Below are 22,255 nucleotides of genomic sequence, written 5' to 3'. Positions count from 1 at the left end.
GCCCCGCAGCAATGAGCACGCCAGCCAATATCGTCACCAAACTGCCCAACGTCGGCACCACCATTTTCACCGTCATGTCCGCGCTCGCCAGCGAAAAGGGCGCGGTCAACCTGGGCCAGGGCTTCCCCGATTTCAATTGCGACCCGGCGCTGGTGCAGGCTGTCGCCAGCGCCATGCAGGACGGCCTGAACCAATACCCGCCGATGGCCGGCGTGCAGCTCCTGCGCGAAGCCATCGCCGACAAGGTCGAGCAGCTCCATGGCCGCCGCTACGATCCGGTCGGCGAAATCACCGTCACCGCCGGCGCCACCCAGGGCATCCTGACCTCGGTGCTGTGCGCGGTGCATGCCGGCGACGAAGTGATCGTCATCGAGCCGGCGTACGACTGCTACGTGCCCGCCATCGAACTGGCCGGCGGCATCCCGGTCTTCGTGCAAATGAACGTGGACGAGCGCGGCTACAGCATCCCCTGGGACAAAGTAGCGGCCGCCGTCACGCCCAAGACCCGCATGATCATGGTCAACACGCCGCACAACCCGACCGGCAGCATCATGAAGGCGGCCGACGTGCAGGCGCTGGCCGACATCGTGCGCGGCACCGATATCCTGATCCTCTCCGACGAAGTGTACGAACACATGGTCTACGACTGCAGCCAGCACGAATCGCTGGCGCGCCATCCGGAACTGTCGCAGCGCACCTTCATCAATTCCAGCTTCGGCAAGACTTATCACGTCACCGGCTGGAAGGTCGGCTTCGTGGCCGCGCCGGCCGCCATGACCGCGGAATTCCGCAAGGTGCACCAGTTCAACGTATTCACCGTCAATACCCCGGTACAGTACGGCCTGGCTGCCTACATGAAGGATCCGGCGCCCTACCTCGAGCTGCCGGCCTTCTACCAGAAGAAACGCGACCTGTTCCGCGATGGCCTCAAGAACACCCGCTTCGAACTGCTGCCCTCCGAAGGCACCTACTTCCAATGCGTGAAGTACGGCGCCATCTCCGATCTCTCCGAAGCCGAATTCTGCAAATGGCTGACCACCGAAATCGGCGTGGCGGCCATTCCCGTCTCGGCCTTCTATAACACGCCGAAGGAATCGGGCATCGTGCGTTTTTGCTTCGCCAAGAAGGATGAAACGCTGCGCCTGGCGCTGGACCGGCTGGCCAAGTTATAACTCCATCGCTGCAGCACGGCCCCGCCCGCCATCCCCCGGTCGGGGTTCCTCCTCCGCCTTCCTTCCCGCACCGCTCCCGGCTCCTGCAGCCGCATCCGCCTTCCGCTACACTAATGCACCGCGCCCCTGACGACAGTCATCGCCGGTGCGCCACCATCGGATCAACCGGATAACGACAAGGACACCCATGATCGACGTCTATAGCTGGGCTACGCCCAACGGCCACAAGGTTCACATCATGCTGGAAGAATGCGGCCTGCCCTACACCGCGCACGCCATCGATATCGGCGCCGGCGACCAGTTCGCGCCGGACTTCCTGAAGATTTCCCCGAACAACAAGATCCCCGCCATCACCGATCCGGACGGCCCGGACGGCAAGCCCATCTCGCTGTTCGAATCAGGCGCGATCCTGATTTACCTGGCGGGCAAGACCGGCCGCTTCCTCGGCAAGACCGACCGCGAGAAATATGAAGTGCTGCAATGGGTGATGTTCCAGATGGGCGGCCTGGGGCCGATGCTGGGCCAGGCGCACCACTTCCGCCTGTATGCCCCGGAGCAGATCGAATACGCGATCAACCGCTACAGCAACGAAGCCAAGCGCCTGTACCAGGTGATGGACAAGCAGCTCGCCAAGCACGCCTACCTGGCCGGCGACGAGTACACCATTGCCGATATCGCCAGTTTCCCCTGGACCCGTTCGCACAAGAACCAGGGCATCGACCTGGCCGACTATCCCAACGTCAAGCGCTGGTTCGACGCCATCAGCGCGCGCCCGGCCGTGCAGCGCGGCGTGGCCGTGCTGGCCGACCAGCGCAAGCCCTTGACCGATGACAAGGCCAGGGATCTGCTGTTCGGCAAAGGCCAGTACCAGAAACGCTGAACCGCGGCCGGCATCAATAGCGGCGCACCAGGAATTGCGCCACGCAGACCGGCTTGTCCGAACCCTCGCATTCGACGGTGATCTCCCAGGTCAGCTGGGCGCCGCCGGGGACGTCCTCGACCGACTCCAGCACGATGATGCCGCGCACCCTCCGTCCCACCGGCAAGGGAGCCGGAAAACGCACGCGGTTCAGGCCGTAGTTGAGCAGCATCCTGACGTCCGGTCCCAGGCTGATCGCATTGCCGAGCATCTGCGGCAACAACGCCAGGGTAAGGAAACCGTGCGCCACGGTGCCGCCGAACGGCAGTTCGCGCGCCGCGCGCTCGACATCGACGTGTATCCATTGGTGGTCGCCGGTGGCATCGGCGAACCGGTTCACCTGTTCCTGCGTCACGTCGATCCAGTCGCTGGTCGCCACTTCCTGGCCGGCCAGCGATTTCAATTCTTCCAGTGTGGCGATTTCACGCATCTTGCTGTCGCATCCTTTTTTTCGTCTTGGGGCATGTCGCTTTTGCGGCGCCACATTGGCGGCGCGATCAAACAGGCATGGGCTTGTTGTCGTTGAGGTCGAGGAATCCCTTGATCAGCCGGTAGGCTTTCCAGATCCACGCCAGCGTCCAGATCAGGATCGCCAGGGGAATGCCCACCACCGTGATCCATACCAGGCCGCCCGCGAACATCCAGAACAGATACCACCAGAATGAGCGGATCTGCCAGCGGTGGTGGCTGTAGACGAAAGTATCGAGCGTATCCTCGCGCTTGACGTAGTTGGCGATCAGCGGCAGCCACGACAGCATGCCCAGCGAAAACGCCAGGCACAGGCCGTGGAAGATATACAGCCACCAGGCCAGGCTCTTGGCCGATTGGGTCTTGTTGTCGAACACCAGTTCCTGCGTCATCGGGTCTCCCATTTGCGATGGTTGCGGCAAAAAGCCGATTATCCGCGCCGGCGCGCAGCGCTCAGCCAAGCAGGTTCAAGATGCCATCCAGGCCGACAAAATTCAAGCCCACATCCGCCTGCGCGCGCACCACCGGCTTGGCGCGGAACGCCACCGACAGGCCGGCGATGCCCATCATCTTCAAATCGTTGGCGCCATCGCCCATGACGATGGCCTGCGACGGGTCGGCGCCGATCTCGCGGCACACGCGCTCCACCGTCAGCCGCTTCTCGTCGGCATTGACGATGCCGCCGACCACCTTGCCGGTCAGCTTGCCGTCCGCCACTTCCAGCGTGTTCGAATGGGTGTAGTCCAGGCCCAGGCGGGTCTTCATGCGGTCGGTAAAGAAGGTGAAGCCGCCGGAGACCAGCAGCGTCTTCAGACCTGCCGCCTGGATCGCCTTCAACATATTGTCCGCGCCCGGCGACAGTTGCAGGCGCTCGTCGTAGACGCGCTGCAGGGCGGCGGCATCCAGCCCCTTGAGCAACGCCACGCGGCGCGTCAGGCTTTCATTGAACTCGATCTCGCCGCGCATGGCGGCTTCGGTGATTTCCGCCACTTGCGGTTTCAGGCCCTGCATGTCGGCGATCTCATCGATGCATTCGATGGTGATCAGGGTCGAATCCATATCCATCGCCACCAGCCGGAAGTCGGCCAGCCTGAGCGCCGGGTCGACGAAGGCATAGTCCACTTGCGCCGCCAGGCAGGCGGCATCGACCGCGGCCCTGGTCTGATCGGCACGGTCCACCTCGACGCAGCGCCAGGCCTGCACCCCGGGCACGCGCCCGTCGACAGGCTCGACGCGCTGCGCCCTGGCCAGCGCCGCGATGACGTTGATATCGGTGGCATTGCTCTTGAATGCTTGCAGGATCAGGTTCATGTCTGGTTATTGGTCTGGTTATTGGTCTGGTTATTGGTCTGGTTATTGGTTCAGTAGGTCAAATAAAGGATTCATTGGATTGCGGGGCAGGTTCCGCCCTGCCCGCTCACCCGGCCAGCGCCTTCATGGTCGCCTTGACCTGCTGCACGCGCGCATTGAGGTCCGGCATGGCGGCGGCAATGCGCAGCTTGTCCTGGCCGTTGAGCTTGACCTGGCGGTTCTTCTGCACCAGTTCGATGATGCGCATGGCGTCGATCGGCGGATTGGGCATGAACTGCAGCAGCGCGGCCTCGGAATGGGCGTCGATCTTGACGATGCCCAGCGGCTTGGCGGCGATGCGCAGGCGGTGCGTTTCCACCAGCGCGCGCGCCGGCTCGGGCAGCTTGCCGAAGCGGTCGATCAGTTCTTCCTGCAGGTCGTCGATGGCGTCCTGCTTCACGCAATTGGCGAAACGCTTGTACAGCGACAGGCGCTCGTGCACGTCGCCGCAATAATCGTTGGGCAGCAAGGCCGGCACATGCAGGTTGATTTCGGTGGTGGATGACAGCGGCGCGGCCAGGTCGGGTTCCTTGCCGTTCTTCAGCGAGCGCACCGCTTCGTTGAGCATGTCGGAATACATCTGGAAACCGATCTCGTGGATCTCGCCCGACTGGTTGTCGCCCAGCACCTCGCCGGCGCCGCGGATTTCGAGGTCATGCATGGCCAGGTAGAAGCCGCTGCCCAGTTCCTCCATCTGCTGGATCGCCTCCAGCCGGCGCTGCGCCTGCTTGGTCAGGCCATGCACATCCTGCACCAGCAGGTAGGCATAGGCCTGGTGGTGCGAGCGGCCGACGCGGCCGCGCAACTGGTGCAGCTGAGCCAGGCCGAACTTGTCGGCGCGGTGCATGATGATGGTGTTGGCGGTCGGCACGTCGATGCCGGTTTCGATGATGGTGGTACACAGCAGGATGTTGAAGCGCTGGGCCACGAAATCGCGCATCACCTTTTCCAGGTCGCGCTCGTGCATCTGGCCATGGGCCACGCCGATGCGCGCTTCCGGCAGCAGGGCTTCGAGCATGGCGCGGCGGTTGCCGATGGTTTCCACCTCGTTGTGCAGGAAGTACACCTGGCCGCCGCGCTTTAGTTCGCGCAGGCAGGCTTCGCGGATGGTCGATTCGCCCTCCCCGCGCACGAAGGTCTTGATGGCCAGCCGCTTTTGCGGCGCGGTGGCGATCACCGAAAAGTCGCGCAGCCCTTCCAGCGCCATGCCCAGCGTGCGCGGGATCGGCGTGGCCGTCAGCGTGAGCACGTCGACCTCGGCGCGCAGCGACTTGAGCGCCTCCTTCTGACGCACGCCGAAGCGGTGCTCCTCGTCGATGATGACCAGGCCCAGGCGCGAGAACTTCACCTCCTCCGACAGCAGCTTGTGGGTGCCGATGACGATGTCGATGGTGCCGTCGGCCAGTCCCTTGATCGCCTGCGTGACTTCCTTGCCGGTACGGAAACGCGACAGCTCGGCGATGCGCACCGGCCAGTTGGCGAAACGGTCGGCGAAGGTTTGCGCATGCTGCTCGGCCAACAGCGTGGTGGGCGCAAGAATGGCCACCTGCTTGCCGCCCATCACGGCGACGAACGCCGCGCGCAGGGCCACCTCGGTCTTGCCGAAACCGACATCGCCGCAGATCAGGCGGTCCATTGGCTTGCCGCCGGTCATGTCCTTGATCACGGCGTCGATGGCGGCGGCCTGGTCGGCGGTCTCTTCAAACCCGAAGCTGTCGGCGAAGGCTTCGTAATCGTGCGCGGAATATTCGAAGGCATGGCCCTGGCGCAGCGCGCGGCGCGCGTACAGGTTGAGCAGCTCAGCGGCGGTGTCGCGCACCTGTTGCGCTGCACGGCGCTTGGCCTTTTCCCACTGGCCGGAACCCAGCGCGTGCAATGGCGCGTCTTCCGGCGAGGCGCCGGAATAGCGCGAAATCACGTGCAGTTGCGATACCGGCACGTAGAGCTTGGTTTCCTTGGCGTATTCAAGATGCAGGAACTCGGTCTCGCCCTCGCCCAGGTCCATGCTGATCAGACCCATGTAGCGGCCGATGCCGTGATTAGAGTGCACTACCGGATCGCCGACCTTGAGCTCCGACAGGTCGCGCACCATGTGCTCGACTTCGGTGGCGGCCTGCTGCTTGCGGCGGCCGGCGCGGCGACCGCTGCCGGCGTACAGTTCGGCTTCGGTGACAAAGGCCAGCGCCTCATCCTGCAAGGCGAAGCCGGCATACAGCGGCGCCACGCCCAGCATCAGCCTTTCGTCGCTGCCAAGGAAACCCTGCCAGTCGTCGCACAGCGCGGGATGCAAATCGTATTCGGCGAAATATTGCTGCAGCGTCTCGCGGCGGCCGTTGCTGTCGGCGCAGATCAGCACGCGCTTGTCGCTCTGCAGCAGGAAAGAACGCAGATTGGTCAGCGGATCGTCGACGCGACGATTGACGGCAATGTTGGGCAGCGGCGCCGACAGCTCGGAAGGCGCGTCATCGGTCTTGACGATCCAGCGCGCATGGGGTTTCAACAGCGTGAAGAAATCCTCGTCATCGAGGTAGATCGCTTTCGGCTCCAGCACCGGACGTTCGCGGTCGGCGTGCAGGAACTGCCAGCGCGAGCGGGTATCGCTCCAGAAGCGCTTGATGGCCTGTTCGATGTCGCCCACCGTGGCGAACATGGCATCGGCCGGCAGGTATTGGAACAGTGTTGCGGTCTGCTCGAAAAACAGCGGCAGGTAGTACTCGATGCCGGCCGAGGCGATGCCGTTGCCGATGTCCTTGTAGATGGCCGAACGCGACGGGTCGCCCTCGAACACCTCGCGCCAGCGGTTGCGGAAGGCCAGGCGCGCGGCTTCATCCATCGGGAATTCGCGGCCGGGCAACAGGCGCACTTCCGGCACCGGGTACAGCGAGCGCTGGGTATCGGCATCGAAGGTGCGGATGGTGTCCACCGTGTCGCCGAACAGGTCGAGGCGGTACGGCAGCACCGAACCCATCGGGAAGATGTCGATCAGGCCGCCGCGCACCGAATATTCGCCCGGCGACATCACCTGGCCGACATGGCTGTAGCCGGCCAGCGTCAGTTGCGACTTGAGCCTGGCCTCATCCAGCTTCTCGCCCTGCTTGAAGAAGAAGGTATAGGCCGCCAGGAACTCGGGCGGCGCCATGCGCAGCAAGGCGGTGGTCGCCGGCACGATCAGCAGGTCGCACTGGCCCGACTGCACTTCATACAGCGTCGCCAGGCGCTCGGACACCAGGTCCTGGTGCGGCGAGAAGGCATCGTAGGGCAGGGTTTCCCAGTCCGGCAGCAGGTGGCAGCGCAGCTTGTCGGCCGCGCCGGCCGGCTGGAACCAGGGGATCTCGGCCAGGAGGCGCTGGGCGTCGGTGGCGCCGGCCACCACCACGGCCAGCATGCGGCCCTCGGCCTTCAGCGCCAGCGCCGCTTGCGCCAGCAGGTAGGCGTCGGCGGAACCATGCGCTGCGGGCGGGACAAAACGTACGCCGGGCTTGGGAAGGTTTTTTTTCAGGTCGAAAGGCATCGGCGGGTTCGGGAGCAGCAGATTCGGCGGATTCAACGGTTTGAGGCGATCAAAATGCCGGCCGCTTGCGAAGGATTAGCATTAAAATTCAGCCTCCGATTATAAACGATGGTCCTTGCCGCAGGCTGCCGCGCGGCCCGTCCAGGCACCCCGCATCACATGAACCGACCGGCCTCCCCCACCGCCTCCTTGGCGCAACCGCAACATTTCGCGCTGATCCCTGCCGCCGGCGTCGGCGCCCGCATGGGCGCGGATATCCCCAAGCAATACATGGCGCTGGCCGGCAAGCCGATGCTGCGCCATGCGCTGGATACCTTCGCCGCGCATGCGCGCATCGCCCATACCTTCGTAGTGGTCAGCGCCGCCGATGGCTGGATTGACGATCTGCTCCCTCCCGAACTGGCGCCGCGCGCCACGGTGCTGCGCGTGGGCGGCGCCACCCGGCAGGAAAGCGTGTTCAATGGCTTGAACGAAATGCGCAACGTGGCCGGCGAGGCCGACTGGGTGCTGGTGCACGACGCCGCGCGCCCGGGTCTGGACGCCGGGCTGATCGACCGCCTGCTCGACGCGCTGTCCAACGATGAGGTGGGCGGCCTGCTGGCGCTGCCGGTGGTCGACACCCTCAAGCGCGAGGACGCCGGCGGCCGTTCGCAGCAAACCGTCCCGCGCGCCGGCCTGTGGGCCGCGCAAACCCCGCAGATGTTCCGCTACGCGCTGCTGCGGCGGGCCTTGCGGCAAGCCGCCGAACAGGGCCGTATCGGTGCCATCACCGACGACGCCAGCGCCATCGAGATGCTGGGCCTGCGCCCACGCCTGGTGGAGGGCAGTCCCCGCAACCTCAAGGTCACGCTGGCGCAGGACGCCGCGCTGGCCGAATTCTTTTTGAAAGGCTGACCGCCATGAGCGCCACCGCATTGCCATTCCCGTTTCGTATCGGCCAGGGCTACGATTGCCATGCCCTGGTCGAAGGCCGCCCGCTAATCCTGGGCGGCGTCAATATCCCCCACCAGAAAGGCCTGCTCGGCCACTCCGACGCCGACGCCCTGCTGCATGCCATCACCGATGCCCTGTTCGGCGCCGCCGCGCTGGGCGACATCGGCCGCCATTTCCCCGACACCAATGCCCGATTCAAGGGCGCCGACTCGCGCGCCCTGCTGCGCGAAGCCGCCAAACGCCTGGACGAGGCCGGTTATACGATCGGCAACCTGGACGCCACCATCATCGCCCAGGCGCCGAAGATGGCGCCGCATATCCCCGCCATGGTGAAAAACCTTGCCGACGACCTGGGAATTTCTGTCCAGCAAATCAATATCAAGGCAAAAACCAACGAAAAATTGGGTTATTTAGGCCGTGAAGAAGGAATCGCAGCCGAAGCTGTTGTGCTGATCCATCAGAAAAATGATTGAATTGTGCGAATCCGGAAATTCGCGTAGGACAATGACGGACACGCCAAAAGCCGCACCAGGAAAGGGATTCCGGGCGATTTCCCGCACCGTTTTTCGGCATGAATAGAAAACTAAAGTACAAGCAAAAATAATTAAATATTTAAATTGAACTTTGCTACCGAAAATAGCTTGCATTCCCTATTTAATGAGTATAATCAGCGCGTCGTTAGGATTCGAGCTGGTAGTGCGGTCTTCGCTGTCATTCCTCCCGAGTAACGATAAAGAGCCGGGCATAGCAGCCCCAATCAATTAATTTAGGAGTCCGTAATGGCAACTGGTACCGTCAAGTGGTTCAATGATGCAAAAGGTTTTGGTTTTATCACCCCCGATGAAGGCGGTGAAGATTTGTTCGCGCACTTCTCGGCTATTCAGTCGAATGGTTTCAAGTCGCTGAAGGAAAACCAACGCGTTTCCTTCGAAGTGACCACTGGCCCGAAGGGCAAGCAAGCTTCGAACATCCAGCCTGTTGCTTAAGCTTCAGCTGAGATAAAAAATCCCCGACTTGTCGGGGATTTTTTTCGTCTGTACTACTCGTCTGCACCACTTGCAACGCAGCAAACCGCTCTCGGCAGTTCATTGCCTTCATTGCCCTCATTTCCTTTGATCGGCCTGCTCCCGTAAATATCGTTCGATCCGCGCATCAGGAACGAACCACAGCGCCGCCATCGCCGTCAGGATGACAAACGCCGCGATGCTGCTGCAGAAGCTGACGCCGACGGCCAGCGCGTAGACCGGGAGGGACAACTTTCCTTTCAAATCCCGGCCGAGGGTATGGGCCAGCGCGGAACCGTTCCCCTCCTGCGCAATGATGGTGCGCCCCAACGCCCAATAAGAAGCCGCGCACATGAACAGCACCAACGCATACAAGGCAGTCGGCAAGGCCAGCAGGTCCGACTTCCCGGCCCATGTGGTGGCGATCGGGATCATCGTCAGCCAGAACAGCAGGTTCAGGTTGGCCCACATGATCTTGCCGTTGATGCCGCCGACCACCTGGAACAGGTGGTGGTGATTGTTCCAGTAGATGCCGACGTAGATGAAGCTGAGCACATAGCCCAGGAAATGAGGGGCCTCCATCCGCAACCCGTGCCAGGTGAATTCGGCCGGGAGCTGGATCTGGTAGAGCATCAGCGTCAGGCTCACTGAAATGACGCCATCGCTAAAGGATTCGAGCCTGCCCTTGTTCATTGCAATCGACCCCGTCAGATGAACAGCTTGCGAAAGGAAAGACTCGCCAGGTACAAGACGGCCAGCAAGAAAGGCAGCACGCTCCAGAACCCCATGTGCACGTAAAGCACCGCGCCCAGCAATGCCCCCAGGATGAAACCTGCCACGATGCTGCCGCTTTTCAGCAAGGCCAGCCCGTTCTCGCGGCTGGGCATCCGGACATAGTGGGAAAGGTCGATGCCGAACTGGGTGGTATTGCCGGTCATCATGGTGCTGGGACTGATGTGCTTGATCAGCGTCTTGCTTGCCGTATTGCGGATGGCCAGGGCGATCAGGCCCAAGCCGCCGGTCACCGCCAGCGCTATGCCATCGGGATCGGAAAACGGTTCAAAGTACAGGCCCGCCAGCATGAACCCCGCCAGGAAGAGCGCCTCCCCCACCAGCAGCCAGCCCAAGGTGGCGCCGGATTGGCTGCAACGGTCGATCCATATCTTGGTCAACATGACCGCGACGATGAACAGCGGGATGGCCCCGAGCTTGATCCATACGCCCGCCCCACCCTTGGCGAATACCGCGCCGGCCACCACCAGGTTGCCGGTCACGTGGGCTGTGAAAAAACCCAGCAAGGCAACGAAGCCGATGGTATCGATGGCGCCGGCGACGATCGTCAGGATCATGGGCGCCCGGCATTGCTCCCAAAAACCTTGCGGGCGCGCCACTGCCGGTTGCGCGTTGTCGATGGCGCTCATGCGGCCTCCTTCGCCTGGAGATCGAACCAGGCCAGCAGCAGGAAACCGCCGGCCAAACCCAGGTGCTCGAAAAAGGAATTGGCCGCCATGAAGCGCTCCTGGCCCGCCGGCAGCATCCAGAAACGCAGCGCAATGAACGTGGCCAGCAAGGTGAAGCCGCCCAGCGCCAGCGCCCCCAGCCAGCGCAGCCGCCCGACCAGGATCAGCGCCGATGCGCCCAGCTCCAGCACAATCACCAGCACCGCGAACACGGGTGGAGGCGCAAGGCCGAAATGATGCATCTCGCCGATGGCCCCGGAAAAGTCGGTCAGCTTGGCCAGCCCGCCCTGCAAATAGGCCGCGCACAAGCCGAGACAGGCCAGCCATTGCAGCGCGCGGCTGCCGAAAACCGGCCGTGCCAGCGCCGCGAGGTGGCCTTCGATACCGGCATGCATAGTGTTGTTCATCTCGGTTCCCCTGTCTCAAGCCATCCAGCACGAACAGCCCAATGCACCGAAAAATCCCTGCAGATCGGAAGCGGGAACGCTCGACGCCCAGGCCTTGGCGTGGCCGTGCCCATGCAGGCCGCAACTGGTGCCGCAGCCGCAAGCGCTGATGTTGCGATGATGCGCAGGTTGCAGCGAGTTCCGGCCCACGCCATCGGGTTCGCCCCAGGCCGCATACCCCTTGAAAGTGCGGGCAGGCGACCAGTCCGGCATGGCCGGCGGCAGCGGGTTGTCGTCCAACGGGCCGAACTCGCCCGCCCCGTACACCACGCGCCCGCCCACCACCGTAAGATCGGAAGTGAGGAAAGCGATCTCATCCTCGGGAACGCTGAAGTAGTCCTGGCTGGGCACGATGAAATCCGCCAACTGGCCGGCTTCGATGCGCCCGCGGCTGCCTTCTTCGTTGGAAAACCAGGCCACGTTTTCGGTCCACATGCGCAGCGCGGTTTCGCGGTCGAGCAGATTGCGCTGCGGGTACAGGCTCATGCCGCCCACGGTTTTTCCGGTGACCATCCACGACAGCGAGACCCACGGGTTGTACGAGGCAACGCGCGTGGCATCGGTGCCGGCCGAGACCTTGACCCCGCGCTCCAGCATGCGCTTGATGGGCGGCGTGGCTTCGGCCGCCCGCACCCCGTAGCGTTCGACGAAGTATTCGCCCTGGTAAGCCATCCGGTGCTGCACGGCGATGCCGCCGCCCAGCGCGGCGATGCGGTCGATGGATTGATCGGAAATGGTCTCGGCATGGTCGAAGAACCAGTTCAGGCCCGTCAGCGGCGTGTCGCGGTGGACCTTCTCGAACACGTCGAGTGCGCGCGAAATGGTTTCATCGTAGGTGGCATGCAAACGCCACGGCCACCGGTTCTGCGCCAGGATGCGTACCACCTCTTCCAGCTCGCCTTCCATCTCGGGCGGCATCTCCGGACGCGGCTGGCGGAAGTCCTCGAAGTCGGCCGCCGAGAACACCAGCATCTCGCCGGCGCCGTTATGGCGGAAATAATCGTTGCCCTGCTTGTATTTCACGCTTGAGGTCCAGTTGAGGAAATCCTGCTTTTCCTCCTTCGGTTTTTGCGTGAACAGGTTGTAGGCCAGGCGCACGGTCATCTGGCCCGCATCGGCCAGTTGCTGGATCACCTGATAGTCTTGCGGATAATTCTGGAAGCCGCCGCCCGCGTCGATCACGCCGGTCACGCCCAGGCGGTTGAGTTCGCGCATGAAGTGGCGCGTGGAATTGACCTGGTACTCCAGCGGCAGCTTGGGGCCCTTGGCCAGCGTCGCGTAGAGGATCGATGCATTGGGCTTGGCCAGCAGCAGGCCGGTGGGGTTGCCCGACGCATCCCGCATGATCTCGCCGCCGGGCGGCGCGGCCGTGTCCTTGGTGTAGCCCACGGCGCGCAGCGCGGCGCCGTTGAGCAATGCGCGGTCATACAGGTGCAGCAGGAACACCGGCGTATCGGGCGCGATGGCATTGATCTCTTCCAGCGTGGGCAGGCGCTTTTCGACGAACTGGTGCTCGGTGAAGCCGCCCACCACGCGCACCCATTGCGGCGCCGGGGTGACGGCCACTTGCCGGCGCAGCATCTCCATCGCGTCGGCCAAAGAGCGCACGCCGTCCCAGCGCAGCTCCATGTTGTAGTTCAGGCCGCCGCGCACCACGTGGGTATGGTTGTCGAACAGACCCGGCAGCACGTGCCGCCGCTTCAGGTTGACGACCCGGGTACCGGCGCCGGCCAGCGTCAGCACTTCCTCGTCGGAGCCCACGGCCGTGAAGCGGCCGGCCTGGATGGCCAGCGCCGTGGCGACGGGCCGGCTGCGGTCCAGCGTGGTAATCCGGGCATTGTGAAAAATGATATCGGGTTGGGATTGGGACATGGCGAATCCTTCTGCGCAATACCCGCCATGCCCTGCATGGACTGGGGGTATCACGGCGGTTGGTGATTGATCTGGGGCTGGCTCAACGTCTGAAACCATTTCCGCTCACGCGGATTCTTTCCCGTCGCCGGGCGGCTGCTCCTTGCGCCCGGGCAGCTGGCCCAGCACATGCTCGGTGGCCTTGGTCTGTGCGCAGGCGGTATCGAAGGCCGTGCCGCGCAGCAGTTGCTTGCCGACCGGGATGACCTGCTCGCCCAGCAAGATCCCCAACAGGCCGACCAGCGCCACCAGCGGCGGCGCCGGAGAACGCACGTTGAGCAGGCTGTAGACGATGCCGACCAACAGGCCGGCGCCGAGTGACATCGCGTAGAGTTTCATGGCGGCTCTTTCTGTTCCGAGGTGATGGCGCCCGTGGCCGGCCATATGCACGGCAAGCCACGGGCCAACATTATTTGGCCGGGTTGGGGCCGATGCGCTGGCCGTGCTGCACGCGTTCCTCCGCCTTGTGCACCATGGTGTAAGCATAGTCCACGCCCATGCCATAGGCGCCGGAATGTTCGCGCACGATGTTCATCACCGCGTCGTAGGTGCCGCGGCGTGCCCAGTCGCGCTGCCACTCCAGCAGCACCTGCTGCCAGGTCACGGGCACGGTGCCAGCCTGCACCATGCGATCCATCGCATAGTTGTGCGCATCCAGCGAGGTGCCGCCCGAGGCATCGGCCACCATATAGATCTCGTAGTCGGTGTCATGCATTGCCGACAGCGCAAACGTGGTGTTGCATACCTCCGTCCACAGGCCCGAGACGATGATCTTCTTGCGACCCTGGGCGGCATTCGCGGCCAGCGAATCGCGCACGTTCTGGTCGTCCCAGGAATTCATCGAGGTACGTTCGAGGATCTTGTGTTCCGGGAACACGGCCAGCAGTTCCGGATAGGTGTGTCCCGAGAAGCTCTCGGTCTCGACCGTGGTGATCGTGGTCGGGATATTGAATGCCTTGGCCGCCTTGGCCAGGCCCACTACATTGTTTTTCAGCACCTGGCGGTCGATGGACTGCACGCCAAAGGCCATCTGCGGCTGCTGGTCGATGAAGATGATCTGGCTGTTCTGCGGTGTCAGAACTTCGAGGTATTTGCTGGACATGGTCTCTTCCTTTACTGGATGAAGGGGATAAAACGGGATAAAAGCGGCGGGCATGCGTTGGGCAAGGGGCTGCCGCATAAAGCCCCCGCCTTCGATCGGGTGAAGCGTTGAAAATCGGTTAAATCCGTTGCCGGCCGGTCATGCCAGTCCGGCGGCATCGACCAGCACCAGCTCGGCATCCTCGCTGGCGGTGACGGCAATCTCCGGCTCGCCGTGGATGGCCGCGCCATCCTGGGCTTCCAGCGGCACGCCGTTGATGTCGGCGCGCCCCTTGGCCAGCACCAGATAACCGTAGCGGCCGGTATCGGCAAAGCGGTATGACACGGTTTCGCCGGCCTTGACCACGGTGCCCAGCACCCGGGCATCGGCGCGGATCGGCAAGGCATCCTCGTCGTCATTGGCGCCGCTGGCCAGCGGCACGAAGCGGCACACGCGCTCATCCTTGGGAAACGGCTTGGTTCCCCACGACGGCAACGCGCCTTGCTGGCTGGGCAGAATCCAGATCTGGAAGATGCGCGCGGCCCCAGGCTCCAGGTTGTATTCGGAATGGCTGATGCCCCTGCCCGCGCTCATCACCTGCACATCGCCGGCCGCCGTGCGGCCCATGTTGCCCAGGCTGTCCTTGTGGGTGATGGCGCCTTCGTGCACATAGGTGATGATTTCCATGTCGGCCTGCGACTGGGGGAGGAAACCGGAACCGGACGCAATCGTGTCGTCGTTCCAGGCCCGCAGCACGCCCCAGTGCATGCGCCGGGGATCGTGGTGCCGGGCGAAGGAAAAGTGCCGCTTCGACTCAAGCCAGTCATGGCGGGCGGTACCCAGGCTGCCGAAGGGGCGACGTTCGATCATGGTTTGCTCCGCTGCTTGGTGAGTAACGATGGACGCAGTGTAGGAGCCGGCGACCACGCTGAGAAGATAAGAAATGGAATTCCATTCTTTCCTTTTTTGACGTACATTCGCGGCTGGCTACCTGCCCCGACGTCCCCTGCAATGGTGTTTTCCCAAAGGCCGATATGAACAAACTGCCAGACCTTGAAGCATGGGCAATCTTTGCCAAGGTCGCTGAAACCGGCTCGTTTGCGCGCACTGCGGATGAATTTTCGCTGTCCCAGGCCACCGTGTCCAAAGCCATTTCACGGCTGGAAGCGCGCATGAAGACCACGCTGTTCCACCGCACTTCGCGCCGCATCTCGTTGACTGCGAACGGCTATGCCGCGCTGGAGCACGCCACGCGCATCCTCGAAGAAGGCCTGGCCGTGGAAGCCGAGGTGGCCGAGCAATCCACCAGCCTGCGCGGAGTAATACGGCTATCCGCCCCGATGTCGTTCGGCATCGCCAGGCTGGCGCCGGCACTGCCCGGCTTTTTGCAAGCCCACCCCGACGTGGAGCTGGACGTGCAGTTCAACGACAAACAGGTGGATCTGGTGGGGGACCGTTTCGATCTGGCCTTGCGGATCGCCAACCTGGTCGACTCCAGCCTGTTGGCCCGCCAGCTGTGCAAGGTGCGCATTCTGCTCGTCGGTTCGCCGGCCTACTTCGAACGCCACGGCCGGCCCCATCATCCGCGCGACCTTGCCCAACACAAGGCGCTGCAATACAGCTATGCGCGCAACGGCACGCATTGGCGTTTCAAGCATCCGCGACATGGCGAATTCACCCAGTCAATGGCCGTGCAGATGCAAGCCAACAATGCCGAAGCCTTGACGCCCGCGTTGCTGGCCGGCCTGGGCGTGGCGCTGCAGCCGGCCTTCCTGGTCTGGCAGGAGCTGCAGTCGAAACAATTGGAAGTGGTAATGGAAGATTGGCAGGTGGAACCGATCGCGCTGCATATCGTGACGCCGCCGGGACGCAACCGCCCCGCGCGCGTGCAGGCGCTGATTGAACACTTGATGGAATCGTTTTCCAACGAGCCCTGGGCTGGCGTGGCGGAACTGATCGACCGTCCCTGATCGAGCGCCCCTGACCGGCTACGCAGGAGATGGCTTTCAGCTTGCCATGCGCCAAACGAAAAGGGCTGGACCCTGTGCAATACAGGATCCAGCCCAACCGGCATCACATAACGTGTTCTCCGGGAGTTTTCCTTCAAATGCGGCAACCGGCCGCAGCCGGCACCGCATCACAACGCTCAGATTTCCGCGCTTAGATTTCCTCGTACAGCGGCAGCGTCAGGAATTCGGCGAAGGTCGCCGAGGTCGACATCTCTTCGAAGATCTTGGCGGCGCGATCGTAGGTCGGGCCGTTGCCGGCGACTTCCTTCACCTTGGCCAGTTCTTCCGGGATCATCGCGCGCACCATGTCGGCGGTGACCTTGCGGCCGTCTTCCAGGTTGCCCTTGGCGCTGCGAATCCACTGCCACACCTGCGCGCGGCTGATTTCTGCGGTGGCCGCGTCTTCCATCAGGTTGTGGATCGGCACGCAGCCGTTTCCGGCCAGCCAGGCGCCCAGGTAGTGGATGCCGACGTTGATGTTGTAGCGCAGGCCGGCTTCGGTGATCGGGGTCTCCGGCTGGAAGTTCAGCAGGTCGGCCGCCTTGACGTCGACGTCCGGACGCTGCTTCTCGAACTGGTTGGGCTTGTCGCCCAGCACCGCCACGAACTCCTTCATCGAGGCTTCGACCAGGCCCGGGTGCGCCACCCAGCCGCCGTCGTAGCCGTCGGTGGCGTCGCGGCGCTTGTCGTTGATGATGCCCTGCATGGCGATGGCGTTCTTTTCCGGATCGTTCTTGATCGGGATCAGCGCGCTCATGCCGCCGATGGCCGGAGCGCCGCGCTTGTGGCAGGTCTTCAGCAGCAGCAGCGCATAGGCGCGCATGAACGGCGAGGTCATGGTGACCTTGGCGCGATCGGCCAGGCAAAAGTCCTTGTCGTTCTTGAACTTCTTGATGCAGGAGAAGATATAGTCCCAGCGGCCGGCGTTGAGGCCCGCGCTGTGCTCGCGCAGTTCGTACAGGATCTCGTCCATCTCGAAGGCGGCGGTGATGGTCTCGATCAGCACGGTGGCCTTGATGGTGCCTTGCGGCAGGCCGATCTCGTTTTGCGCCATCACGAAGATGTCGTTCCACAGGCGCGCTTCCAGGTGCGACTCCATCTTCGGCAGGTAGAAGTACGGGCCGGCGCCGCGCGCCAGCTGTTCCTTGGCGTTGTGGAACAGGAACAGCGCGAAGTCGAAGATGCCGCCGGAGATGCGCTTGCCGTCGATGGTGACGTGCTTCTCGTCCAGGTGCCAGCCGCGCGGACGCACCACCAGCGTGGCGATCTTGTCGTTGAGTTTGTAGCTCTTGCCGTTGGACTCCAGCGAGATGGTGCGGCGGATGGCGTCGAACAGGTTGATCTGGCCGCTGATCTGGTTGTCCCACACCGGCGAGTTGGAATCCTCGAAGTCGGTCATGTAGCTGTCGGCGCCCGAGTTGAAGGCGTTGATGACCATCTTGCGCTCGACCGGGCCGGTGATTTCCACGCGGCGGCACTTCAGCGCTTCGGGAATCGGGGCGATCTTCCAGTCGCCGTTGCGGACGGATTCGGTTTCCTTCAGGAAGTCCGGACGCTCGCCGGCGTCCAGGCGCTTGACGCGCTCCACGCGCGCGGCCAGCAGCTCCTGGCGGCGGCCTTCGAAGGCGCGCGACAGCTTGGCGACCAGCGACAGGGCTTCGAAGGTCAGGATGTTCTCGTAACCCGGCTTGATTGCACCGGAAATTTCCATGCCGGCGGGCAGCTTCAATTGCGTCATGCTGGACTCCTCAAAAAGAAAAGAAAAACGTTCAAATCGTGTTTGATTGTGCCTGATGGGCAGCCCTTTAGCTGCATTGCATCAGGAATATTATGTACGCAGTATATTTAAACCAAATCGATATGAGTGGAACGTTTTATCAATTTATCTTTGCGTTTTAGTCACAAGTGAACCGATAATCGCGGTACCCCGTTTTGAGGCCCCGCCATGGACCAGTTCAAGCAGATCTCCACCTTCGTCGACGTCATCGCCAAGGGCAGCCTGTCGGCGGCGGCCCGCGCCGAAGGCATCGCCCCCGCCATGATCGGCCGCCGGCTCGACGCGCTGGAAGAACGGCTGGGCGTCAAGCTGCTGCAACGCACGACGCGCAAGATCGTGCTGACCAACGAAGGCGCCGCCTTCCTGGAAGATTGCCAGCGCATCCTGGCCGACCTGGAAGACGCCGAATCGGCGGTCTCCGAACGCAGCGCGCGCGCCAGCGGCGACCTGCTGATCTCGGCCCCGGCCGGCTTCGGCCGCCAGCACGTGGCGCCGCTGGTGCCGTCCTTCCTGGCCGAGCACCGCGATGTCACGCTCACCTTGAACCTCAACGACCGCATTGCCGACGTCATCGGCGAAGGCATCGACGTGGCCATCCGCATCGCCACCCTGACCGACTCCAACCTGGTCAGCGTCAAGCTGGCCGACAACCATCGCGTGATCGTCGCCGCCCCTTCCTACCTGCGCCGCCACGGCACGCCGCAAACGCCGGACGAGCTGGCGCGCCACAATTGCCTGGCCATCAGCAGCGAAGGCAGCCAGCGCGGCTGGACGCTCAAGCAATCCGGCAAGGTCAGCGTGTTCAAGGTAGGCGGCAACATGGTCTGCAACGACGGCGAGGTCCTGCACAACTGGGCGCTCAACGGCAAAGGCCTGGCCTGGCGCTCGATGTGGGAAGTCGGCGCCGCCATCGAGGCCGGCGAACTGGTCACGGTGCTCGACAAGTTTGCCGCCCCCGCCCCGTCCATCTACGCCGTGTTCGCCCAGCGCCGCCACCTGCCGCTGCGCATCCGCGCCTTTGTCGACTTTTTGCGGCATGCCTATGCGCAGCCGGACTACTGGAAACGGGCCGGCTGACAAGGCCGGGCGGCCATGCCGCCAATGCTGCAATGCAAGTAAGTATCCGGTAAGACTCCCTGGAACATGATCCGCTGTCATTTCCCCCATTCCGAAACGGAGTCTTCACCATGCCAGCCCTGCCTTTCCGCCTTTCCCTGCTGAGCGGCGTCGTCGCCGCCCTGATGCTGCAAGCCGCCCATGCCCAGGAAAGCGCCCCTTCGCCCGCCCCGTCACCCGCTTCATCGCAGCAAGATCCGCAAGCCACCCAGTGGGCGCTGGGCGCGGCCGTCGGCACCGAGCAAAGCCCTTATCGCGGCTACGGCAACAAGACGCGGGCGCTGCCCCTGGTTATGTACAATAGCCGCTATTTCCAGTTCATCGGCACCACCGCCGACTTCAAGCTGGGTGCGCTCGGGCCGGTCGGTTTCGCCTTGCGCGCCAAGTACGCCGACGATGGCTATGACGGCAGCGACGCGCCCATCCTCAACGGCATGGAAAAGCGCAAGGGCAGCTTCTGGCTCGGCGCCCATGCGGCCTGGCGCAACCCGTACGCCGATCTCTCGCTGGAATGGCTGGCCGACGCCTCCGGCAACAGCGGCGGCCAAACCCTCAAACTGCGTGCCGAACACCAATTCAAGGCCGGCAGCTTCACGCTGGCACCCTATCTCGGGATCAACTGGATGAGCAGCGACTACGTGGACTATTACTTCGGCGTGCGGCAAAACGAGGCCACCGCCCAGCGCGCGGCCTACCAGGGCAGCTCGACCGCCAACCTGGTGGGCGGCCTGCGCACCGGCTACAGCCTGACGCCGTCGCAGTCGCTGTTCCTCGACGTGCATGTGACCCGCTACGGCAGCGGCATCACCGACAGCCCGCTGGTCGATCGCTCCAGCGCGGCCGGCGTGCGCGCCGGCTACCTGTACCGTTTCTGACATGATGAACCGCATCGCCTTGCTGGAAGACCACGAGCGCATGGCTGCGCTGGTGGTCAAGGCGCTTGCGGCGGCAGGCATCGAGACCGACGTCTACGCGTCGATCTCGCAAGCCTCGCTGGGGCTCTCGCACATCAGCTACCCGGCGCTGGTGGTGGACCGCAACCTGCCCGACGGCGACGGCCTGGAACTGGTGCGTCGCCTGCGCGCGCGCCAGGTCGACACACCCTGCCTGATGCTGACCGCGCGCGATGCCCTGCACGACCGTATCGCCGGACTGGAGGCCGGCGCCGACGACTACCTGCCCAAACCCTTTTCGATGGAAGAACTGGTAGCGCGCGTGCGCGCCCTGATGCGCCGCCCGCCGCGCCAGCAAGCCCTGGCGCCCGCACATGGCGATATACGCCTCGATCCGGTGGAAAGCCGCATGGCCTGCGGCGAAGAATCGATCTCGCTATCGGGGGCCGAACTGCAACTGATGCTCATGCTGGTGCGCGCGGCCGGCGCCACGGTAAGGCGCACGGCGCTGGAAGCGGCCGCCTGGGGCATCGCCGAACCGGTCACGCCCAATGCGCTCGATGTGGCGCTGCACCGCCTGCGGCGCAAGCTCAACGGCATCGACTCGCAGTTGCAGATCGCCAACCAGCGCGGGTTGGGCTACGCCTTGAAGCACACCCATGGCAGCGCCTGAAGCCCGTTGCGCCTGCCTGCCGCGCGCGCGCAGCCTGTCGCTGCGCCTGCTGGGCGTGACCGCCATCGTGCTGGCGCTGGCCGGCGCCGCCGTGGTCGGCACCATTGCCGCCGTGCTGCGCTGGGGCCCTGAACTGGTGATGAACCGCGCCCTGGAAACCAACGTCAAGCGCGTCATCGACGGCCTGCGTTTCGATGCCGACGGCCGGCCCTACAAGGTCATCCTCGGCAACCGAATGGAAACCGCCTACGAAGTGCTGCGGAAGGATTGCGTCTATCGCGTGCTGGACGAGCACGGCGCGGTGCTGCTGGCGTCCGACGGCGCCCCATCGGCCTATACGCTGCCGGGCGGCGTCTTCGAGCCCGGGCGCCAGCGCCTGAACCTGGCGCAGGACGGCGAGAAGCTGCAGGTCATGCCCCAGGCCTTCGAACACCAGGGCCGCCCGATGTATGTGCAGGTCATGCGCAGCGAGCGGCTGCAGCGCATCGCGCTGGACAACAACACCCAGCGCGTGCGCTCGCTCACCGTCATTGCCGCCATCGTCGGCATGGTGCTGTTCTCGCTGGTCGTGGTGATCACCCTGCACTACCTACTCAAGCCGCTGCGCCAAGCCGCCGCGGCTGCCGCCGACATCCATCCCGACAACCTCTCGACCCGGCTGTCGCTGGAAGGCGTGCCGCGCGAACTGGCGCCGCTGTTCGGCGCCTTCAACCTGGCGCTGGACCGGGTCGAAGAAGGCTACTGCCGCCAGCGCGAATTCCTCGCCACCGCCGCCCACGAACTGAAGACGCCGCTGGCGCTGATGCGCGGCCAGATCGAGCTGGGCGACCTGGGCGACCGCCGCATGCTGCTGCAGGACATCGACCAGATGGCGCGCCATGTGCATCAGCTGCTGCACCTGGCCGAAGCCTGCGAACCGCACAACTATGCGATGGTCGACACCCATCCCGCCGACGTGCTGGCGCAAGCCTGCGCGCAACTGGCAAGGCTGGCGCAGCAACGGCAGGTACGCATCGTCTCCGCCGCGGCCGGCTCCGGCGAGCCCATCCGCGCCGATGCCGGCGCCTTGTCGGTGCTGGTGAAGAACCTGCTGGAAAACGCGATCTGCCACTCCGCGCCCGGCGGCATCGTCAGCGTCCATGCCGACCGTTCCAGCCTCTCGGTGCGCGACGAAGGCCCCGGGATTGCGCCCGAAGCCATGCCGCACCTGTTCGAACGTTTCTGGCGCGGGCCGCACCGACGCGACGAAGGCGCCGGCCTGGGCCTGTCGATCTGCGCCGAAATCGCCAAGACGCATGGCTGGCGCCTGGAAGCCGGCAATGCCCATCCGGGCGCAATATTCGAATTGCGCTTCCAGCCGGAGGCGACAATGACGGCGACAATAACGGCCACAATGCCATCCGCAGCGCCATCCATGAGCGATGCCGGCGCCGCGCCGCATCCGGCCCTTGGCCGCACAGGGGGTCCCCTGCCGCCCTGAAGCAAGCCGAGTCGATGACATCGCCTGGCATTTTCAGGCAAGAAAAAATGGC

22 protein-coding genes are annotated in these 22,255 nt (G+C 63.9%); 10 read left to right on the top strand and 12 right to left on the bottom strand.

The window, feature by feature from the left end:
• Window positions 1–11 precede the first annotated feature (11 nt).
• Together FB597_RS02945 and FB597_RS02940 are read left to right on the top strand one after the other, a co-directional pair.
• Window positions 12–1,172 carry a pyridoxal phosphate-dependent aminotransferase gene (locus FB597_RS02945; protein WP_144767962.1) on the top strand — a complete coding sequence of 387 codons (1,161 nt, stop codon included), beginning with the start codon at window positions 12–14 and terminating at the stop codon, window positions 1,170–1,172.
• 187 nt (window positions 1,173–1,359) lie between these two features.
• Window positions 1,360–2,052: a glutathione binding-like protein gene (locus FB597_RS02940; protein ID WP_144767960.1), complete on the top strand. Its 693-nt coding sequence runs from the start codon at window positions 1,360–1,362 to the stop codon at window positions 2,050–2,052.
• Between the two features lie 13 nt (window positions 2,053–2,065).
• On the opposite strand, the gene FB597_RS02935 is transcribed toward FB597_RS02940, so the two are convergent.
• From FB597_RS02935 to mfd, 4 genes are all read right to left on the bottom strand, one after another.
• Window positions 2,066–2,521: a MaoC family dehydratase gene (locus FB597_RS02935; protein WP_141916180.1), complete on the bottom strand. Its 456-nt coding sequence runs from the start codon at window positions 2,519–2,521 to the stop codon at window positions 2,066–2,068.
• 67 nt (window positions 2,522–2,588) lie between these two features.
• Window positions 2,589–2,951 (bottom strand): hypothetical protein, encoded by a 363-nt coding sequence (locus tag FB597_RS02930; protein ID WP_141916177.1) that lies wholly within the window; start codon window positions 2,949–2,951, stop codon window positions 2,589–2,591.
• A gap of 61 nt (window positions 2,952–3,012) precedes the next feature.
• Complete coding sequence (serB, locus tag FB597_RS02925) at window positions 3,013–3,870, bottom strand: phosphoserine phosphatase SerB (protein WP_141916175.1); 858 nt, start codon at window positions 3,868–3,870, stop codon at window positions 3,013–3,015.
• Window positions 3,871–3,976: 106 nt separating this feature from the next.
• Complete coding sequence (mfd, locus tag FB597_RS02920) at window positions 3,977–7,420, bottom strand: transcription-repair coupling factor (RefSeq protein WP_144767958.1); 3,444 nt, start codon at window positions 7,418–7,420, stop codon at window positions 3,977–3,979.
• A 159-nt stretch (window positions 7,421–7,579) separates the two neighbouring features.
• On the opposite strand from mfd, the gene ispD reads away from it, so the two are divergent.
• The 3 genes from ispD to FB597_RS02905 all read left to right on the top strand — a co-directional run bounded on the left by ispD (window position 7,580) and on the right by FB597_RS02905 (window position 9,339).
• Window positions 7,580–8,314 carry a 2-C-methyl-D-erythritol 4-phosphate cytidylyltransferase gene (ispD, locus tag FB597_RS02915; RefSeq protein WP_144767956.1) on the top strand — a complete coding sequence of 245 codons (735 nt, stop codon included), beginning with the start codon at window positions 7,580–7,582 and terminating at the stop codon, window positions 8,312–8,314.
• A gap of 5 nt (window positions 8,315–8,319) precedes the next feature.
• Entirely contained in the window at window positions 8,320–8,826 is a 507-nt protein-coding gene (gene ispF, locus FB597_RS02910; protein WP_144767954.1) for a 2-C-methyl-D-erythritol 2,4-cyclodiphosphate synthase, read from the top strand.
• A gap of 306 nt (window positions 8,827–9,132) precedes the next feature.
• Window positions 9,133–9,339: a cold-shock protein gene (locus FB597_RS02905; protein WP_050468323.1), complete on the top strand. Its 207-nt coding sequence runs from the start codon at window positions 9,133–9,135 to the stop codon at window positions 9,337–9,339.
• 117 nt (window positions 9,340–9,456) lie between these two features.
• Here FB597_RS02905 and FB597_RS02900 read toward each other — a convergent pair whose 3' ends face one another.
• The 7 genes from FB597_RS02900 to FB597_RS02870 form a co-directional block, all read right to left on the bottom strand.
• On the bottom strand, window positions 9,457–10,050 hold the full coding sequence (locus FB597_RS02900) for a TMEM175 family protein (protein ID WP_186442728.1): 594 nt from the start codon (window positions 10,048–10,050) through the stop codon (window positions 9,457–9,459).
• Between the two features lie 14 nt (window positions 10,051–10,064).
• Window positions 10,065–10,778, bottom strand: coding sequence for a YoaK family protein (locus FB597_RS02895; protein ID WP_141916162.1), 714 nt, complete (start codon window positions 10,776–10,778; stop codon window positions 10,065–10,067).
• Complete coding sequence (locus tag FB597_RS02890; RefSeq protein ID WP_144768381.1) at window positions 10,775–11,212, bottom strand: DoxX family protein; 438 nt, start codon at window positions 11,210–11,212, stop codon at window positions 10,775–10,777. The genes FB597_RS02895 and FB597_RS02890 overlap by 4 nt, the downstream gene beginning before the upstream one ends.
• A 27-nt stretch (window positions 11,213–11,239) precedes the next feature.
• A complete protein-coding gene (locus tag FB597_RS02885) occupies window positions 11,240–13,135 on the bottom strand; it encodes an amidohydrolase (RefSeq protein WP_144767950.1) in 1,896 nt (631 codons plus the stop codon).
• 105 nt (window positions 13,136–13,240) lie between these two features.
• On the bottom strand, window positions 13,241–13,513 hold the full coding sequence (locus FB597_RS02880) for a XapX domain-containing protein (RefSeq protein ID WP_141916158.1): 273 nt from the start codon (window positions 13,511–13,513) through the stop codon (window positions 13,241–13,243).
• 70 nt (window positions 13,514–13,583) lie between these two features.
• Window positions 13,584–14,276 (bottom strand): hydrolase, encoded by a 693-nt coding sequence (locus FB597_RS02875; protein WP_144767948.1) that lies wholly within the window; start codon window positions 14,274–14,276, stop codon window positions 13,584–13,586.
• Between the two features lie 138 nt (window positions 14,277–14,414).
• Window positions 14,415–15,125, bottom strand: coding sequence for a pirin family protein (locus FB597_RS02870; RefSeq protein ID WP_141916152.1), 711 nt, complete (start codon window positions 15,123–15,125; stop codon window positions 14,415–14,417).
• A gap of 164 nt (window positions 15,126–15,289) precedes the next feature.
• Between FB597_RS02870 and FB597_RS02865 the strand changes: the two genes are divergently transcribed.
• Entirely contained in the window at window positions 15,290–16,225 is a 936-nt protein-coding gene (locus FB597_RS02865; protein WP_144767946.1) for a LysR family transcriptional regulator, read from the top strand.
• A 190-nt stretch (window positions 16,226–16,415) separates the two neighbouring features.
• Here the strand turns inward: FB597_RS02865 and aceB are convergent, their stop codons facing one another.
• Window positions 16,416–18,002 (bottom strand): malate synthase A, encoded by a 1,587-nt coding sequence (gene aceB, locus FB597_RS02860; protein WP_141916146.1) that lies wholly within the window; start codon window positions 18,000–18,002, stop codon window positions 16,416–16,418.
• A gap of 207 nt (window positions 18,003–18,209) precedes the next feature.
• Between aceB and FB597_RS02855 the strand changes: the two genes are divergently transcribed.
• From FB597_RS02855 to FB597_RS02840, 4 genes are all read left to right on the top strand, one after another.
• The gene (locus FB597_RS02855; protein WP_144767944.1) at window positions 18,210–19,118 is read left to right on the top strand and encodes a LysR family transcriptional regulator; all 909 of its coding nucleotides are present in this window, start codon (window positions 18,210–18,212) and stop codon (window positions 19,116–19,118) included.
• A 110-nt stretch (window positions 19,119–19,228) separates the two neighbouring features.
• Complete coding sequence (locus tag FB597_RS02850; protein WP_255517059.1) at window positions 19,229–20,032, top strand: MipA/OmpV family protein; 804 nt, start codon at window positions 19,229–19,231, stop codon at window positions 20,030–20,032.
• A gap of 4 nt (window positions 20,033–20,036) precedes the next feature.
• Window positions 20,037–20,723 (top strand): response regulator transcription factor, encoded by a 687-nt coding sequence (locus tag FB597_RS02845; RefSeq protein WP_141917019.1) that lies wholly within the window; start codon window positions 20,037–20,039, stop codon window positions 20,721–20,723.
• Entirely contained in the window at window positions 20,710–22,203 is a 1,494-nt protein-coding gene (locus FB597_RS02840; RefSeq protein ID WP_144767942.1) for an ATP-binding protein, read from the top strand. The genes FB597_RS02845 and FB597_RS02840 overlap by 14 nt, the downstream gene beginning before the upstream one ends.
• Window positions 22,204–22,255: the final 52 nt, after the last annotated feature.

The sequence above is a fragment of the Herbaspirillum sp. SJZ099 genome (assembly GCF_007828355.1).
In the GTDB taxonomy this organism is placed as follows: domain Bacteria; phylum Pseudomonadota; class Gammaproteobacteria; order Burkholderiales; family Burkholderiaceae_D; genus Herbaspirillum.
Note: the sequence above shows the minus strand (reverse complement) of the source record. Positions and strands in the feature narration are given on the sequence as shown.